General features: G+C 40.9%; 14 protein-coding genes. 11 read left to right on the top strand and 3 right to left on the bottom strand.

All coding sequences use genetic code 11. The features are described from left to right. Positions 1-4: 4 nt before the first annotated feature. From WN50_RS00950 to WN50_RS00915, 8 genes are all read left to right on the top strand, one after another. Positions 5-1138: a glycosyltransferase family 4 protein gene (locus WN50_RS00950; protein WP_046277293.1), complete on the top strand. Its 1134-nt coding sequence runs from the start codon at positions 5-7 to the stop codon at positions 1136-1138. 94 nt (positions 1139-1232) lie between these two features. Next, positions 1233-2048 (top strand): class I SAM-dependent methyltransferase, encoded by an 816-nt coding sequence (locus WN50_RS00945; protein WP_046277292.1) that lies wholly within the window; start codon positions 1233-1235, stop codon positions 2046-2048. A gap of 134 nt (positions 2049-2182) precedes the next feature. Then, positions 2183-3412 (top strand): glycosyltransferase family 4 protein, encoded by a 1230-nt coding sequence (locus tag WN50_RS00940; RefSeq protein WP_152964661.1) that lies wholly within the window; start codon positions 2183-2185, stop codon positions 3410-3412. Between the two features lie 34 nt (positions 3413-3446). Next, on the top strand, positions 3447-4598 hold the full coding sequence (locus tag WN50_RS00935; RefSeq protein ID WP_046277291.1) for a glycosyltransferase: 1152 nt from the start codon (positions 3447-3449) through the stop codon (positions 4596-4598). 15 nt (positions 4599-4613) lie between these two features. Then, the gene (locus tag WN50_RS00930; protein ID WP_082172215.1) at positions 4614-6530 is read left to right on the top strand and encodes a glycoside hydrolase family 55 protein; all 1917 of its coding nucleotides are present in this window, start codon (positions 4614-4616) and stop codon (positions 6528-6530) included. Between the two features lie 48 nt (positions 6531-6578). Beyond that, positions 6579-7742 (top strand): glycosyltransferase, encoded by a 1164-nt coding sequence (locus WN50_RS00925; RefSeq protein ID WP_046277290.1) that lies wholly within the window; start codon positions 6579-6581, stop codon positions 7740-7742. 36 nt (positions 7743-7778) lie between these two features. Continuing rightward, a complete protein-coding gene (locus WN50_RS00920) occupies positions 7779-9221 on the top strand; it encodes a hypothetical protein (protein WP_046277289.1) in 1443 nt (480 codons plus the stop codon). 68 nt (positions 9222-9289) lie between these two features. Next, on the top strand, positions 9290-11245 hold the full coding sequence (locus tag WN50_RS00915) for a glycoside hydrolase family 55 protein (protein ID WP_046277288.1): 1956 nt from the start codon (positions 9290-9292) through the stop codon (positions 11243-11245). Positions 11246-11298: 53 nt separating this feature from the next. Here WN50_RS00915 and WN50_RS00910 read toward each other — a convergent pair whose 3' ends face one another. Together WN50_RS00910 and WN50_RS00905 are read right to left on the bottom strand one after the other, a co-directional pair. Continuing rightward, the gene (locus WN50_RS00910; protein ID WP_082172214.1) at positions 11299-13560 is read right to left on the bottom strand and encodes a GumC family protein; all 2262 of its coding nucleotides are present in this window, start codon (positions 13558-13560) and stop codon (positions 11299-11301) included. A gap of 93 nt (positions 13561-13653) precedes the next feature. Next, positions 13654-15474, bottom strand: a complete 1821-nt coding sequence (locus tag WN50_RS00905; RefSeq protein ID WP_046279279.1) for an SLBB domain-containing protein — start codon at positions 15472-15474, stop codon at positions 13654-13656. Positions 15475-15810: 336 nt separating this feature from the next. Here WN50_RS00905 and WN50_RS00900 point away from each other — a divergent pair, with 336 nt between their 5' ends. Genes WN50_RS00900 through WN50_RS00890 form a run of 3 tightly spaced genes read left to right on the top strand, consistent with a single transcriptional unit; the run spans position 15811 to position 17816 of the window. Beyond that, positions 15811-16215, top strand: coding sequence for an NIL domain-containing protein (locus WN50_RS00900; RefSeq protein WP_046279278.1), 405 nt, complete (start codon positions 15811-15813; stop codon positions 16213-16215). Positions 16216-16256: 41 nt separating this feature from the next. Then, on the top strand, positions 16257-16679 hold the full coding sequence (locus WN50_RS00895; protein ID WP_046279280.1) for a hypothetical protein: 423 nt from the start codon (positions 16257-16259) through the stop codon (positions 16677-16679). Further along, a complete protein-coding gene (locus WN50_RS00890) occupies positions 16680-17816 on the top strand; it encodes a M14 family zinc carboxypeptidase (protein ID WP_046279277.1) in 1137 nt (378 codons plus the stop codon). Between the two features lie 316 nt (positions 17817-18132). Here WN50_RS00890 and WN50_RS00885 read toward each other — a convergent pair. Beyond that, positions 18133-18443: zinc ribbon domain-containing protein (locus WN50_RS00885; RefSeq protein WP_049557444.1), on the bottom strand; the 311-nt coding region annotated here is incomplete at its 5' end.

Below are 18443 nucleotides of genomic sequence, written 5' to 3'. Positions count from 1 at the left end.
AATAATGAATAATATTCGGATTGCTTGGTTACTCACCTCCGCCTTTTACTATTGGCATCCGCCTCTAGCAGAGTTAGCAAAACTATTTCCTGAAATGACAGCTTTTGTGGCAAACTGGCGAGGTTATGCTCCCGGTTTTGAAGACTCTTTTAAAATTGATATCGTCGGAGAACGAAAAATTATCCCGATTATCAAATCCTCTAAAGGTTATGGCTATAGTTTTACCTATCTGCCGTTAAATATCGTTAATCGATTATTAAAGTTTAAACCCGATGTCATTTTTTCCAACTCCTTTGGCGTTTGGACGATGATTGCTTTACTCTTTAAACCTATCGGAAAATGGAAAGTTGTGATTGCTTATGAAGGAAGTTCACCGAGTATTGATGCTCGAAATTCCGCCCCTCGGTTAACAGTACGACGAGCAATGGTTAAAGCGTCCGATGCTTGTATTACCAATTCAAACGCAGGTAAATCTTATCTAACAGAAGTTCTCAACGCGAAACCCTCACAGGTTTTTGTACATCCCTATGAAGTTCCTGCGGTTCAAGCTCTTTTTAGCCAGTCTGCTAATATTATAGATGCCCTAACCTCTTGGCAAAAACCTATCTTTCTATTTGTCGGAAGTGTGATTCCGAGAAAAGGATTAAATTTTCTCTTAGACGCTTGCACACACTTGAAAAAACAAGGACATACAAACTATACTGTATTAATCGTGGGAGACGGTTCCCAACAGGAAGAACTCCAACAGTTTTGTCAGGAGAATGATTTAACAGATTGCGTTCAATGGGTAGGTCGAGTTAACTATGGAGAACTAGGAGAATATTTTCAGAAAGCAGATGTATTTGTACTACCCACTTTAGAAGATACTTGGGGAATGGTTGTTTTAGAAGCGATGATATTAGGAAAGCCAATTCTTTGCTCAAAATGGGCAGGAGCATCGGAATTAATCACTGATGGTCAGAATGGATACTGTTTTGATCCCTATCACCCAGAACAGCTCGCGAACTTAATGCGTTGTTTTATTGAAAACCCAGAGTTAGTCGTGTCAATGGGCGCTCAATCAGAAGCGTTAATGAATCAATATGCCCCGGATAGGGCTGCTCAGTTTTTGAAGAAAGTCACAGAATCTTTACTCTAAAAAATATCATATAGCTTGATTTCAGGTTATGTGATTTGGGGATTCGGTGCAGATGACAAACAGTGATAAACAACACAGATAAAATCCAAGCATTATGTCAAGTTTAAAGCGTTTTTTTTGGTTATTACATCGTCCTAACTTGTATCCTGAAGCCCTCCGAAGAACTCAAAGAAAAGTCGAAAATACTTTCTGGCCTGAACGTTCGACTTATACAGCACAGTCAAGAGCAAAAGCACAAGAGGAAGCAACAAAATGGTGTGAACAATATGCAATTGACACTCAAACGGCGATTACAAAAATTACAGGTTTACAGCAGTTTGAACCCTTTGAGGAAAAGTTTCAAGAGCAATTGAGTAGAGCTAGAGAAATTACCGAAAAGTCTCCCGTTCAAATGGGAGGAGGTGGAAATCTAGAACTGATTTATCAGCTCGCAGAACACCTGCAAGCCCTACAGGTAATCGAAACTGGAGTATCTTATGGTTGGTCTTCTTTAACCTTATTACTTTCTCTGAGTCAGCGAAGCAATTCTCACCTAATTAGTACCGACCTTCCCTATTTTTTTGAAGGAAGTGAACAGTATGTCGGCTGTGTTGTCCCTTCAGAATTGAAACGTTTTTGGACAATCTTGGCAGCCGCTGACCGAGAAGCCCTTCCTCAAGCCCTAAAAAGGCTGAATGTGATAGATATGGCTCATTATGATAGTGATAAATTTTATGAAGGACGAATGTGGGCTTATCCTAAACTCTGGAATGCTCTTAAACCCGGAGGAATATTAATTTCAGATGATATACATGATGATTTTGCATTCCGTGATTTTTCTGATTCTGTAGGCGAAAATCCAATCATTGTTCAAACACCGATATTGGAAAATGCCAAGTATGTCGGAATTATTATCAAGCCCAATGCTTAAATAACGAGCTGATATTCTCAACCCGAGTCAACGAAATTTAATCAACATTAACTGAGTTTAATTTTCAATACAGATGGGAAAAAATTGCCTAACTACAAATGAGCGAATTTAACCGATTAGAACTTGAAGATAACGTGAACGGTCTGAACGTTTTAATCTCCGCCTATGCCTGTCGTCCCGGAGAAGGTTCAGAACCAGGAGTTGGATGGAACATCGTTCGAGAACTGGTGAAATATCACAAAGTCTGGGTTTTAACGCGAGAAAATAATCGTTCGGAAATCGAAGCTGAACTCCAAAAAAATCCCTTACCAGGCTTAGAATTTATCTACTGTGAACCTTCTCGTTGGGTACAAAAACTGAACCGAAACCAACGACTGGTTTATTTACACTATTATCTCTGGCAAATTTCCGCTTATTTTCTAGGCCGTAAACTGCATCAACAAATCAAGTTTGATATCGTTCATCATGTCACCTACGTTCGCTATGCAACGCCGAGTTTTTTAGCATTACTCCCCGTTCCTTTTGTTTGGGGGCCAGTCGGTGGCGGAGAAGTGGCGCCCCCAGCTTTTCGCAAAGAGTTTAGTGCTTCAGGAAAACGCTATGAAATTCTCCGAGATATTGTCCGAAACTTAGGAGAAATTGACCCCTTTGTTCACCTCACCGCTCAACGCAGTATTTTAGCTAGAGGAACAACAGAAGACACAGCCTCTAGACTGCGAAAACTCGGCGCCACTCATGTCGAAATCATCTCTCAATTAGGACTATCTCAAGAAGAAATTATTCAACTCGGAGAAGCCGTTCAACTTGAGCGAAATACCATCAGATTTGTTAGTATTGGTCGCCTGTTACACTGGAAAGGATTTCACTTAGGATTACAAGCTTTTGCTCAAGCGAATTTACCCAAAAATACAGAATATTGGATGATTGGCGACGGCCCAGAACGCCAAATACTTGAGGATTTAGTTGAGAAATTAGGCATTCAAACTCAAGTTAAATTTTGGAAGAAACTCTCTCGACAAGACACCTTAAATAAGCTCAGACAATGCGTGGCTTTAGTTCATCCTAGCCTGCATGAATCCGGTGGGTTAGTCTGTTTAGAAGCGATGGCAGCAGGTTGTCCTGTTATCTGTTTAGATTTGGGCGGGCCAGCCCTGCAAGTTACAGAAGAAACAGGCTTTAAAATCACGGCTGAAACTCCCGAACAAGCAATAAAAGATTTAGCCTTGGCGATGAAAACTCTAGCTGAAAACCCCGAGTTGCGAACGCAGATGGCAAAAGCCGGACAAAAGCGAGTTCAAGAAGAATTTTCTTGGGAAATTAAAGGTCAAAAATTAGCCCAACTTTATGAAAAAATTATCAGTTGATTTCTAGTTATTTTTCAGTTTAGGAGTTGATTTAATGCAGAACTATACAAGCAAACCCGCCGTCATCTTATTTAACAGCCTTTTGCTTCCTCCCTCCCAGACTTTTATACGAGACCCGGCGGAGAAATTTCAACAATTTACCGCCTATTATGTGGGTTCTCGTCGGGTACAAGGATTAGAATTACCCAGGGAACGAACCTTTGTTATTAATTCCGGGAATTTGAGAGGGAAAATAGAGGAACAACTCTTTAAACTTTCTGGCTTTGCTCCCCAACTTTATCGACAGGTTAAACAGTTAAATCCGGTTTTAATTCATGCTCAATTTGGGTTGAGTGGAGTCTTAGTTTTACCCTGGATAAAATCACTGAATATTCCTCTAATTGTTCACTATCGAGGCGCAGATGCCACCGTTGATGCCGAACATTCCCGCTATACCTCTCTGAATCATTGGATTTATTTTAATCGTTTGGAAAAGCTAAAAGAAAAAACCACTTTATTTTTAACCGTTTCTCAATTTATTCATAAAAAACTCCTAGAAAATGGCTTTCCGCCTGAAAAAATTAGAACCCATTATCATGGCGTAGATGTTAACAAATTCTGCCCCAATTTAGAAATAACTCGCGAACCCATCGTGCTGTTTGTGGGGCGTTTAACCGAGAAAAAAGGCTGTGAATATTTAATCGAAGCAATCAGCCACGTTCAAGCCGAAAAACCAGAGGTTCAACTGGTAATTATTGGGGATGGAACGTTAAAAACTCAGCTTGAAACTTTAGCCGAACAAAAACTGAAAAACTATCAATTTCTCGGAACCCAACCGCCTGAAATTGTGCGAAATTGGATGAATCGCGCTCGTTTACTCGCAACCCCAAGTGTTACCGCATCTCAAGGGGATTCTGAAGGATTACCCAATGTTGTATTAGAGGCGCAAGCAATGGGACTTCCTGTGATTAGTACCTATCATGCGGGAATTCCAGAAGCCGTTATTCATGGAGAAACAGGTTTTCTGACCCCAGAAAAAGATATTAAAGGATTAGCTGAATATAGTTTACAATTATTAAATAACCTAGAATTATGGCAACAGTTTAGTCAGCGAGGACGAGAACAAGTAGAAGTCAATTTTAACCAAGATAAACAAGCTCGTGTTTTAGAAACGATTTATGAATCTATCGTTAACAAAAAATCCTAAATCAACCGAGTTAAAATGAGAGTAAAAAAACGATTAACGGCTCTGATAATTTTGGGGATAATCGTTGTATTCGTCAGTCATACGATAGTTAATCAGGGTTCAGCACAAAGTCAGTTCATGCAACGTCGTCCTAACGAAATCCCCTCTAATTTTTCAGCAGAAATTGTTGCTTCGCCCTCCTTAGCCTTGCCTACAGAATCCGGCTATGTTAACGTTAAAGACTTCGGAGCAAAAGGAGATGGTAAAACGGATGATACCGAAGCTTTCAAAAGTGTTTTTGGTCGAGGAAAATCCGATGAAGGCGGAAGCATTCGTGCCATTTATATTCCCAATGGAGTTTACCTTATTAGTGATACCATTGCATGGGGAGATAAAAAAAAGGATGTTTGGGGTGAAAGTCGTGCAGGTGTTATTATAAAACTCAAAGATAATTGTCCGGGTTTTCAGGATATAAAACATCCGAAAAAAGTTCTTCAAATTGAATATGGTCATGGCGGACAAAATTTCTTTCAACGCATTCGTAACCTGACAATTGATGTGGGAATGGGTAATCCCGGAGCCATTGGTATGGGCTATCATACTAATAATAGTGGTGGCGTTTATCAGGTAACAATTCGTTCAAGTGACCCTCAAAAACAGGGATTTATTGGTTTAAGTTTAGACAAACCTTGGCCGGGGCCGGGGTTAATTCAAAATGTTAATATCGATGGTTTTGATACCGGGATTTTCATCACTCACGACCAATATAGCATGACTTTTGAACACATTACCCTCACTAATCAACGAAAAGTCGGCTTTGTTAATACCTCGAATACTGTAGCCATTCATGATCTGAAAAGTCGCAATCAAGTTCCTGCGATTGAAAATCAAGGCAAAATGGCGCTCATGGTATTAGTTGATGCGGAACTAACAGAGGGGAATCCTGAATCTACAGCTATTCTTAATCACGCTCAAGCGGTTTTATTTGCCCGAGATTTGAAAACCCAAGGCTACAAATGGGCAATTGATAATCAAGCAGGTCAACGCCAAAAACTCCCCGGTTCTCCCATAGAAGAGTTTGTTTCTCATCGAATTTCAAGCCTATTTTCTGAACCTAAAAAATCCCTACAGTTACCCATAGAAGACCCGCCAGAAATTCCCTACGGAGATCCCAATCGTTGGGTGAGTGTTAGGAAATTTGGCGCTCAACCGAATGATCAAAAAGATGATGGAGTAGCCATTCAAAAAGCCATTGATTCCGGGGCGGAAGTGATTTATTTACCTGCGGGGACTTACACTTCTAAGCAAAGTATTCGCGTGCGGGGAAATGTGCGGCGATTATTCGGTCTTCAGGCTCAGGTTATTTTTAATATACCGGGGCAACCTGCCTTTATTATTGAAGATGGCGTCTCAGATGCGATCGCCGTAAATGTGGACACAAACTATGGGAATCAGTGCAGTTATTGGATAGAACACGCCTCGTCAAGAACGTTAGTTATGGGCTATGGTAGTTATATTAATACAGTGCCTGGAGGGAAAGTTTTTATTGAAGATGTCGTTTCTGTTCCCCTGGTATTCGACCATCAAAAAGTTTGGATTCGACAAATTAATACGGAAAGTTATGAACACAATCCTCACATCATCAATAAAGGAAGTGATTTGTGGATTTTGGGACTCAAAACCGAAAAAGATCGGACAATTATTGGCACCTATGAGGGAGGACGAACAGAGGTACTTGGAGGATTACTCTATAAAAATCGGGAACGTATCGGCCCTGCACCTGCATTTATTAATGAAGACTCAAGCGTTAGTTTAATTTATCGCAATAAAGGAGAAGTTTACCAAACTCAGGTTTTAGAAACTCACGATGGTATTTCTAAACAATTTCGCTTTCAAGATCTGCCAGCCTCTCATGGGCGAATGCCTCTGTATGTTGGCTCTGATCAGACTTAATCAGACCAGAAACGAGAGATAATTTACAACAAAAGGAACTGTGCTTCAATGCGTATTTTGAGCATCCATAACAACTATCAAGTGAGGGGCGGAGAAGATGAGTCAACCCAAGCCGAAGCCAATCTTCTTAGAGAAATGGGACATGAAGTTGATCGCTACGAAGAACATAATGATCGCATTGCTAGCTTTAATTCGGCTCATTTAGCCCTGAAAACCATCTGGTCTCAAGAATCCTATCAAATTGTTCAACAAAAGCTCAAGAACTCACCGACAGATATCGTTCACGTTCAGAACTTTTTTCCGCTTATTTCACCTTCGGTTTATTATGCTGCCCGTTCGGCAGGGGTTCCAGTTGTCCAAACCTTACGAAATTATCGGTTAATTTGTCCTAATGGACTGTTTTTTCGTCAAGGTCGAGTTTGTGAAGATTGTCTCGGAAAACCTGTTCCTTATCCCGGATTTTTACACGCTTGCTATCGAGAAAGTCGCCTGGCAACTGCGGGAACTATTGCCATGTTAATGACTCATCAAGTGATGAATACTTGGTTAAGCCAGGTGAATCTTTTTGTCAGTTTAAGTCAGTTTGCTCGACAAAAATTTATTGAAGCGGGATGGCCTGGAGAGAAAATTATAGTCAAACCTAACTTTGTTTCTCCAGACCCCGGAATGGGATCAGGAAGCGGTGGATATGCCCTTTATGTCGGGCGGCTTTCCGTTGAAAAGGGTCTTGATATCTTACTGCAAGCTTGGGAACACCTCAACAGTCCTATCCCGCTTAAAATAGTGGGAGACGGGCCTTTATCGAGTTTAGTGGTTGAAGCGACTCAACGACTGTCTAACGTGGAGTGGTTGGGACGCAAACCGATGGCTGAGGTTTATGACATGATGGGAGAAGCAATGTTTTTGATTTTTCCGTCTAAATGGTATGAAACCTTTGGTCGAGTTGCGGTAGAAGCCTTTGCGAAAGGGACTCCGGTTATTGCTTCTAATTTGGGAGCGATCGCCGAATTAGTTGATAATGATCGTACTGGGTTGCATTTTCGTCCGAGTGATCCTTTAGACTTAGCTGCTATAGTGGAAAAAGCGATCGCTCACCCCAAAGAATTAATCCAAATGCGCCACTCTGCTAGGGCTGAGTATGAGGCGAAATATACTCCTGAGAAAAACTACCATCAGCTTATGGAGATTTATGAAATTGCTCGTTCTCTCTAAGGTTAAAAATTGTGGTTTGAAAGAGGTTAATCGCTTGTGAAATCCTATGAAGACTTAACTCAAACTCCATACTATTATCGACCCCCAAAAAAGCGCAAGGGATTTATTAAGCTGTCTACTCTGGTGCTTTTTGGCTTTTGTTCGGCTTTCTATCCCCGAGTTTTAACCTTATTAAAATTTCCTTCTATTATTAACCTGGCGCATTTGGGTATTATTCCTTGGATCTGTGCATTTGTACTGCTAAAAAGCAAGGTAAAAGATCGGAAACAAATTGCCATTGTTCAGGAATTAACGATAGCGGTTATGCTATTTTTTGCAGTCAACCTTGCCAGTGCAATTTTAAACAATGCAGGTTTCATTAATGCTTGTTTAAATTTCATGTTTTTTTGTGAGCATTTTCTTCTGCTCATTGCAATTGTTAGTCTGCCTCTGACTCCAGAGAAATTATTACAATTTCGCGCCTTTATCATTTTTTCTTCTTTTACCAATACGATCTTTGCTTATGTTCAACATTATGTTTTACAGCTCCATCTTCGCGAAGGCTTAGAAGACAATATTAAAGGTGTATTTATTGGGGGAGGAGCGGGTCACGTTGTTGCGGCTTCCGTTGCCCTAACTTTTGGTGTATACTATTTTTCTGCCGCTAAAAAACTGCCAATTTTATTTCGTGCTGGTGTGGCATTAGCTACATTTTGGCACATGAATATGGCTGATGCTAAACAAGTTATGCTGGTGTTTGGAATAGCGGGTATATTTTTGTTATTGACTAAGTTTCAAAACATTGTACAAGCCCTTCAATATATCATTGGAGGCGTTGTGCTGGGTTATGCGTTCTTCTGGGGTATACATAATATAGAAGCTCTCGAAGCGTTTCAAACTTGGATGAGACCCGAAATTTATGGCCCCGAAGGAGAAGCCACTCTCTTGAAAACAGCAACGTTTCGGATTGTTCCGACCTTCTATGACTCCGTATTGCATCCTTGGTTGGGTTTGGGGCCAGGTCATACAGTTGGACGACTGGGGGGATGGATGCTTCGAGAATACGATAGTCTGTTGCGTCCACTCGGTTCAACCGAACACCCTGCTACCAATGCAATTTGGCAAGCTGTGGGAGCAAGTTGGTTAGGGGATCAATCCAGTATGTTTTCTCCCTTGTTTGGTTGGGCTGGAATTTGGGGAGATGTAGGATGGCTCGGTTTAATTTCATTTCTATATGTTTGGTGGGTGGTTTGGCGACGACTCTGTTTCGATGATGTGTCTAAGTTTATTGCGCTTTGCCCCATCGCTTTCGGTTTAATTTTTACCCAAATGGAAGAACCGGGTTATATGCTTTATGTTGCGAGTATTATTGGTTTGAGATGGCAAGAGCATCACTGTCAAAAGCAAAACAAAGTGAGTGAAATTGCTACCCCACAAACAGCATACCAGCGTCCAAAATCGATTAAAGATCTATTTCAAGTCTTATTGCTTTTAAAATAAATCTGGGTGTTCATTTCAATCAAAATTAAATTTTGACTATCTTTTAGACTCAAGTTACCGGGTGAACCATGATTTACAAAACAATAGCTTTAGTTGTACTAACCTTTTTAGCTTCAAGCTGCGCTTCCGAAGAAATTTTTAGGCAAAATATCTTTCCCAACTCCGAATCAAATTTATCTCAAAACAATCCTGGCCTTAACAGTGCAATGGCAAATTATCCGCCGCAAAGAGAAGTGTTTCCCCCTGTTTCCGAAGCAGAGGGAGGTGTGATTAATGTCAAAGACTACGGCGCAAAAGGTGACGGCATAACCGATGATACAGAAGCCTTTAAACAAGCAATTAGCCGAGATGAAATTGCCAACGGCAGCAAAATTATATATGTTCCCAATGGAACTTATATTGTTAGTGATACGATTGAATGGCCAAAAGGAGCGCATGGCGGACTTTACTATAAACGAACAACCCTTTTAGGTGAAACTCGAGAAGGAAGTATTATTCGCCTTAAAGATAATGCTGATAACTTTTCTAGTGGCGAGAGTAAACCTGTTTTAGACACAAAAGATAATCGAGCTAACGCATTTCGCAACCGCATTGAGAATTTAACCGTTCATGTGGGTTCAGGAAATAAAAATGCAATTGGCATCAAAATGAACTCTAATAATGGCGGAGGTGTGTTTAATGTTGCAATTATTTCCGGTGATGGTCAAGGCGCTCAAGGTCTGAACTTAACTTCTGCTGAAGTCGGGCCTCTTTTGATTAAAAATGTATTTGTAGAAGGCTTTGATCAGGGTATTCTTGTGGGGGGAGGAACGACTAACTCAATCACAATGGAAAACATTACCTTGACCCAACAAAATAAAGTGGGAATTGAGCAGGTTATGCAGGTTCTAACCATTCGGAACTTAAAAAGTATTAACCAAGTTCCTGTTTTATTAGTCAAAGAACATAACGCTACTCTTACTCTGATTGGTGGTGAATTTCAAGGATTGGGTGGAGATAATCAAGCCGCAATTGAAACCCGATATCGAGATAATGGTCAAGCGACAGACGGAGAAAAGCAATCAATTAGCACCTATTTATTTGATATCAAACAAACGGGATATCAAAATACCGCTCAAGTTTATAGCTGCGAAACAGGAGAAGTTGAAACACTTCAGGGAGAGATTGAACAGTGGATGTGTAGATCTCCAATTGTTAATCTTTCAACCCAAACCCAGATGTTATCTATCCCTGTAGAAGAAACACCCTATATTGAACATGATTTGAATAATATTGCAGTTGTAGAGGGTAATTCAGGAGAAGATATTCAAGCCGCAATTGATACTCCCGGAGTGCAGACTGTATTTCTTCCGAATCGTTCTTACCAGGTGAATCAACCTATTTTAATCCGGGGGACTGTCAAAAAAATTATTGGTATGAGAGCAAAATTTACGAGAGATTCAGTTGATCCGGTGTTTCGGTTTGAAGAGGGTGATGAACCGATTGTTGTGATGGAACGAATGGAAGGGCCAAGTATTGAACATAATGCCAATCGTACACTGGTCATTCAGCGAAGTTGGATCACTTCATATCAAAACACGACAGAAGGGAAAGGGAATGTATTTTTTGAAGATGTTGTTTCAGAATCAGTGCAAATTCAAAATCAAAAAGCTTGGGCAAGAAGTTTGAATGTAGAAGGTGTACCTTTAGAATCAGAATCTAAGATTTTAAATGATGGAGGTCAACTCTGGATATTGGGATTAAAAACCGAAAAACCCGGTACAATTTTAGAAACAAAAAATCAGGGTTTAACTGTAGTTCAGGGAGGATTTATATATGTTAACTCTGATATTCCTGATCTTAATCCTCCTCAAGCTCAGTACATTAATGATCAGTCAAAGGTAGCTATTTTAACCCGTTCTTACATACCATCCGCCACAGGCTATGAAGTTTTAATTCGAGAAATTCAAGGGGATCAAAACAAAGATTTTATTAATACGAGAAGAAGAAATATGGGCTATTCTTTTCTTTATCTAGGATACTAATATGCAATTTCTTAATTTTTTGGATAAAAAAGAATAAGTATATTTAAATTTTATTATTTTCTCTTTTTTTCAAAAATATTTAAGAATGATTCTGATTTATGATGAGTCTTTTGACCGACTGCTTTTTGCGGATTGACCGATCTTTTTTGAGTCTCAGACGGATTGTAGTAACTATAACCATAGGAAGTCAACGGAACATTTTTCGCCCGGTTCGCCACAACTCCGAGAACAGGAGTGCTAAAGTTTGAATGCTCTTTCAATTGGTCTAAAGCATTTTCAAGGACTGAACGCTTAACCCGGCCTAAACTTGCAACCAAGACCATCCCATTTGTTTCTGCTGCTAGTAAATAAGCATCCGCTAGTCCGGTTAAGGGAGGAGCATCATAAACAACTAAATCAAAAGCACTTCTCAATTGGGCAATTAAATCTTGCATTTTTTGAGAGGCTAATACTCGAATGGGATCAGGAGGAATTGAACCGGCGGTCAGAACAAATAAGTTATTTTCTTGTGGAGATTGCTGAATAACATGATTAAAGTCAATATCAGTTGAAATCACATCGGTTAACCCTTGCATATTCGCTAAACCCAAGCGATTATGAATACTGGGATGACGCAAATCAGTATCAACCAATAATACTCGTCTTCCTTGTTCGGCTGCCGCTTGAGCTAAGTAAATAGCAACTGTTGATTTTCCTTCTCCCGGCATCGCTGAACTAATTACAACCGAACGAATGGGAGTATCAGGACTCAGAAGACGAATATTAGTAAACAAAGATCGGAAAGCCTCATAAAAAACCGAAATCAGTTGTTGGGGTCTACTCTCCATACCCAAACTCAGCACGTCAGGAGTATTTCGCAAAAATACACGACCAATATCTACTGTAGTATCCTGGTTTTTCAGATTTTTATCAAAGGGGATAATTCCCAGCAAAGGAAGTCTAGCAACATCTTTAATCTCTTTAGGTGTATAGAGAATATTGCTCAATTTATCAATTGCTAAAGCCGCTCCCAAACCCAATAGCGTCCCTAAAACCCCTCCCAGTAATAAGTTTCTCTTGACACTTGCAGAAGAAGGTTTAGGTGAACCTGCCGGAGTAAGTAACTGCCAAGGTTGTTCTCGTTGAGCCGCATCAATTTTAAATGCTTCTCGTTTAGCAAGGAATTGATTGAGGTTCTCCGTTGCTATCGTTAATTCTCGCTGAATATCAGCATACTCTCGATTAGTAACCGATAGTTGCTTGACTTGTTGATTGAGGCGATTTAGGGTATCCGTCAGTATCTCATAACGGGCTTCTAATTCTCGGATTTGATTCGCTAAATCTCTAGCGACTTGTTCTCCTTCCTGACGCAATAACGGCACTAATTGTTCTCGCTGTTCTTGTAAAAGTTTAATTTCTGGACTTTCTTCTAAATATAGAACAGATCCCTTGGCAATCTCATTATCAATCGCTCCCAGTTGGCTAAGAATTGCTTGGTAGCGAGCGCTTTGAGCAAGTACCGAAGCCGAAGCCGTTTCAGTCGTTGATGGATTGGCTAGTTGTTGTTGTAGATTGGTATAAAGTGCTTGAGCTTGACGCAATTGTAGCTGAGTATCAAGGCGTTGCTGTTCGATTGAACTAATTTGAGTCGCTAGTTGTTGACCTGTCGTTCCGGGATCAACTAAGTTATACTTTTGTCGTAGTCCTTGCAAGCGTTCTTGCTGAGTTTCCACCCGCTCTTGCAAATAGGGGAGTTGATCTTCGACAAACTTGATTCCCTTCAAAATATCAGTTTGGCGAACTTGCAAACTATACTCCAGATAAGCCTCAGCAACTAAATCTAAAACCGCTTTGACTAATTGAGGATCTGTACTCTGATATCCCACCACCAAAATATCGAGATCGGATGGTTTAATGTTAAGACCCCGAGCAATAGCCTCATAGCTAATACCTGGATATTGACTTTGAAGCTTTTCTGCAACAGGCTCAAGCACTTGGGGACTTGTGAGCAGTTTAAGTTTAACGGCATCCGCATTAACCGCTACAATTTCCTCTCGACTACTTAAAGTTTGTGGGTTAGTAGTAGAAATAACTTGAGTTTCAATCGTCAGTGGCTCCGTTAAAATCTCAAATTGAGCTTGATAAACAGGGGTATCAGTCGCCGCTTTATAAGCCGCCGCAGAAGCCACGACTGTTGCTAACCCAACTACAATCAGAAGGCGACGACGGATGGCCCCTAAAAGTTGGCTAAGATCTAATCCTCCCTCATCATCGTCCTCGAAAGGGGGAGTGTAGGCAGTCGGTAGCGATTGAGAATCTCGTCCAACCCGAATCATAAGTTCCTACAAAATAACTAACCTATTTGGCATACAACGGCATTTTTTCCCTGGAGTCTAGCCCCAGTATAGTGAATTGGCTGACTGATTACACTAAAAGTTTCTAAACACATCAATGAATGCGGAGGGAATCACAAACAATGATCGAATCCGATTTAAAGGACTCACCACTTTGTCTACCGTGTCGGAAATATTCGCTAAAGTAGAGGGAGTCACAATCACCACATCATTATTGCGGAGTATCGGATTGGTTTGATCATTGGCATTTTGAGTAAAGTCAAGTTGAACTCGCCGTTGCTCGACTGTACCATTGGGATTATAACGAATCAATTCAATTGATCCCTCATTAGCACGGGAGTTGAACCCCCCCGTCCTGAACAGAGCTTCATTGAGCGGTGTATTGGGTGGAATTTCCACCAAACCGGGTCTTTGCACCTCTCCGACTATGTTAACCCGAATCGTATTAGGCGCAAAACTCGCTTGTGCAATTTGACCGATTTCTTCGGGATTAACTTCGGTTGCAGTCGGGACAAAAACCGTATCTCCCTCCTGTAAAATCGTATCTTGGGTTGCATCTCCCTGCTTTAATAATTCCCAGAGGTTAATGGTAATTACAGTAGGCAAACCCGAATTATTCACACGCCGAATCTCAATCAGACGAATATCGGCTAGCGGTTTGATGCCTCCGGCGACTTGAATCGCCCTAGTTACTGTAGGTGGTGTACTTCCACTGCCACCACTACCGGGAACACCTGCTTCACCTGTTCTGGCGGTTCCTGTTACAGTATACGGGCCAGGTCGAAACACTTCCCCAATCACTGCAATATTCAAAGGTTCTGTTTGAGATGCCGCAAAACTAGCTGTTCTCAATTGAGAAACCTGAGCTAAATTAATATTGTCAATTGAGGGAACAAAAATACTATCCCCTTCTTGTAGAAGAATATCTTGCTGAAGATCTGCCCCTTCTAACAACGGCATCAAATCAACCTCTATCGTTTGCTCAAATCCAGTTCGGGTTGTTCGACGAATCTGAACTCGACGAATATCGGCCATTAACTTCACGCCCCCCGCTTGGCGAATCGCTTGGGTAATCGTCGGAATCCCACTCGATGCACCTGTTCCGGCAACCACATAAGGGCCAGGTCGTTGTACTTCTCCAGAAATCGCAATACTCATCGGTTGAGTTTGATCGGCTGCAAAGCTAGCATTCGCTAGTTGCGAACCAACACCCGGATCAATTTGATTAGCCGTGGGAATAAAGATCGTATCTCCATCTCGCAGTGAGGTATCGTAGCGAAGATCCCCGGTTTGAAGTAATTGCCACAAGTTAACATTGATGATCTCTTCTGAACCATCTCCTCTCGGACGCCGCAGTTGAACTTGTTGCAGATTCGCCGCTTGAGTAATCCCACCTGCAATTTTGATCGCTCGACTGACTGTTGGCAATTTTGACCCGTCCAAAGGTAGAGTGTAAGAACCCGGACGATGAACTTCTCCGGCAATTCCAATGATTAAAGGTCGAGAAGCAATCAGGCTAACGGTGATGCGCGGTTGTCTGAGAATCCGCCGACTTTCATATTGCTCGGCAATCTTGGCTGCTGCTTGTTCTAATGTGAGTCCATCCACCGATACACCCCCAATTTGGGGTAAGTTGATAGTCCCATTCACCAACACTTCAAACTCACCACTATACTGAGGAACTTGAAAAATATTAATACTAATGCGATCGCCTGATCCGAGTCTATAAGCATCTTCTACTTGAGGAGGAGTCGATGCCAGACTCAATGAACCCGTCTGAGGTAAAAATGACAGTTGCGGCAAGCCCATAGAGGGAAAAGCAACCATGAGAAATGTTAGGATACTTAGGCTTTGAAATCGCTGAATTCGTTCAGCTCGTTGAGCTAGCTTGTTCATTCTAATTGTAGGGCGTATTTTTCACGCTAAAAACCAGCCGTATTTTAAATTTGAGATTCTCTACTCCCTGAACTGAATAATATGCAATGATCAACTTCTAAACTAAACGAGAATCCTACTGAGACTGTTCGGCGGCCTCAAGTGGGCTGCATCCATGCTAGCATACCCTTTCTGCTTCCACAGGTGATCGAACCCTAAGATTTGAACGAGCTACAATTGAGCCATTTTTACCCGCCTGAGACCCACTCCTCTGTTTCTAGAGTTTCTGATTTTTAAAGTTGAATAATCGGATAGACTCAATGATATGATTATAGCGATGTCCTAGAGATTGATCGGATGAAAAAACGGGTCACGCTAACCTTTCCCCGAACTTCCGTTCAAATGCCAATCACCTATCGGTTGGCTAAGGATTTTAATGTCGCGTCCAATATTATCCGCGCTCAGGTTGCACCGAATCAGGTGGGAACCCTTGTCGTTGAGTTATCGGGTGATATTGACCAACTAGAAGCCGCTATTGATTGGATGCAATCCCAAAATATTAAGGTTTCTTTGGAACGACGAGAAATTCTCATTGACGAAGAAATTTGTGTCGATTGTGGTTTGTGTACGGGAGTTTGTCCAACTGAAGCTTTAACCCTTGATTCTGACACCTTTTATTTAACTTTTACTCGCTCACGCTGTATTGTCTGTGAACAGTGTATTTCTGCTTGTCCGGTACAGGCGATTTCAACGAATCTTTAACACTCAAATGTCTTCTCAATGGGATGATTGGAAATCTGAACGTGAAAAAGGTGACTTGGCTCTCTCTATTCCTCCTAATATTAACCTATTTCACGTTTGGATGGACGCTTTTTGAAGCGCATCTTAATCTCTATGCTTGGGGTGTGATTGTGGCGACTATTGTTGGACTTTGTTTATTATTTACCACTCCGATTAATCAGTTGCAAAAGCCCATTATTAAATGGTTTGCAACCGATGTTGGAACTTTTGTTTGTGTTCTTTTAGGTTCGTTTATTATTGTTGTAATCGCCACTTATTTAAACACGTTTGCTAAAATTTTATTGATTCTTTCTGCGACGACTTTAGCAAGGATTGAACTGCAAACCCTGGGAATTAGAAATTGGTCGGCTTTTTTTATATTACTGACAACTTCTCTATTGGGTTTAGGTTTAGGTCTAGGATTCCATTATTTCATCAAACAGTAAATGCAACCTACAATTTCAACCCTTCCCCTCATTCAACTCGCTTCTGGCGATCGCTTATCTCTGCAAGTTTACAAATTCCTTGGTGCAGCACCCGGAAAAAAAGTCTATATCCAGTCTAACTTACACGGATCAGAAATTAGCGGAAATGCCGTGATTCATCAGTTAATTGCAGATTTAATTAAACTCGATGAAACTCAACTTACGGGTGAAATTTGGCTGGTTCCCGTTTGTAATCCCGTCGGAGTCAACCAACGCGCCCATCATTTCTCCTCCGGCCGCTATAATAGTTATGATGGGAAAGACTGGAATCGCATCTTTTGGGACTACGAAAAAACCGAAGTAGATCTTGCAGAATTTGCGCGATCGCAACAGCATTTAAGCGGAACAGAAATTCAGCAAAACTATCGCCAAAAAATATTAGAAAGCTTTCATAAAATCAAGGAAGAAATACAAGCCCCCAGTCAAGTTCCATATTCTGAATATTATCGCCATATCCTACAATCTCTGTGTTTAGATGCAGATTATGTGATTGATTTACACAGTTCAACCAATCAAGCCATTGATTACTTATACTGTTTTCACAGTCGAGAAGAAAGTGCCAAAGCCTTTTTACTTGACTATGGAATCTTAATGAATGATTATGATGGTGACGCCTTTGATGAAGCCTTTCTCAAACCTTGGTTAGCCCTAGAAAAACAATTATCTCATCTGGGAAAACCCATTCAGTTTGATATCGAATCTTGGACATTAGAACTAGGTTCAGGAATGATTATGAACCCGGAATCTGTTGAAAAAGGAATGAGCGGGATTAAAAACTATTTAGCCACGAAAAACTTGTTAAAGCTAGATGGGTTTCCTTTACCAGAAACCGCTAATCATCCTCTCAAATTAGTCCGGAAAAGTCACCTCAAAAACTATTATGCACCCACAGGTGGAATGATTCAAAATCGAGTTGAACTCGGAAGTTTAGTCAAAACAGGTCAAGCCCTCTATGAAATTCTCAGCTTCAATAAAACTGAAAACCTGCCTAAAATTGTAGAAGTAAAAGCCGAATCAAACGGAATAATTTTTAATGTTTCCACCAATCACAGCGTTAATCAATGTGATTATGTATTGTCGATAATGGAACCAATCTAGATAAACATTCTCCCGAAAAACTGGCGAGATTGTGGAAGATTGCGTCTTGGGAAAATTGTTAACCTTGTACAAATCTGTTGAGGGATTGATGTTAACTTATGACATGAGCAGTATACTTGTAGGGAAAAAGCGATGAGAATAGAATCAATAGAGCAAAAATACATTACCAACCCAAACGACAATCAAACAAACAGTGAAGCAATCCTAGCAACACAGGTGATCTTTGATGGCGTTTCTAGCCACTGTATTTTATCACGGTTAATGATTGAAGCACTAGGGCGACCCGGTAAAGATAATGATGTGACATACTCTGACACTAATTCTGCGAATATAGTGTCAGCATCCTAACATCACTATTAGGAATTCCTGCTTCATTCGGAGTGTAATCACTTAACCGTCCACAGGCAGCCACCGTGAGTCCCAGGGTGGTTAATCCTTTGTGAAGGATATTAATTGCAGCGTTCTCGTCCCGGTCGATTTCAATCCCGCACTTGGGGCATTGATGAAGACGGACAGAAAGAGTTTTGGGAACTTTGGTTTTACAAGAAGAACAGTCTACGGTTGTGCTGTGAGGATTTACCTTAACAAAATGTACGCCGCTTCTTAGAGCCACTGCTTCTAATATTG

It is taken from the genome of Limnoraphis robusta CS-951 (assembly GCF_000972705.2).
Note: the sequence above shows the minus strand (reverse complement) of the source record. Positions and strands in the feature narration are given on the sequence as shown.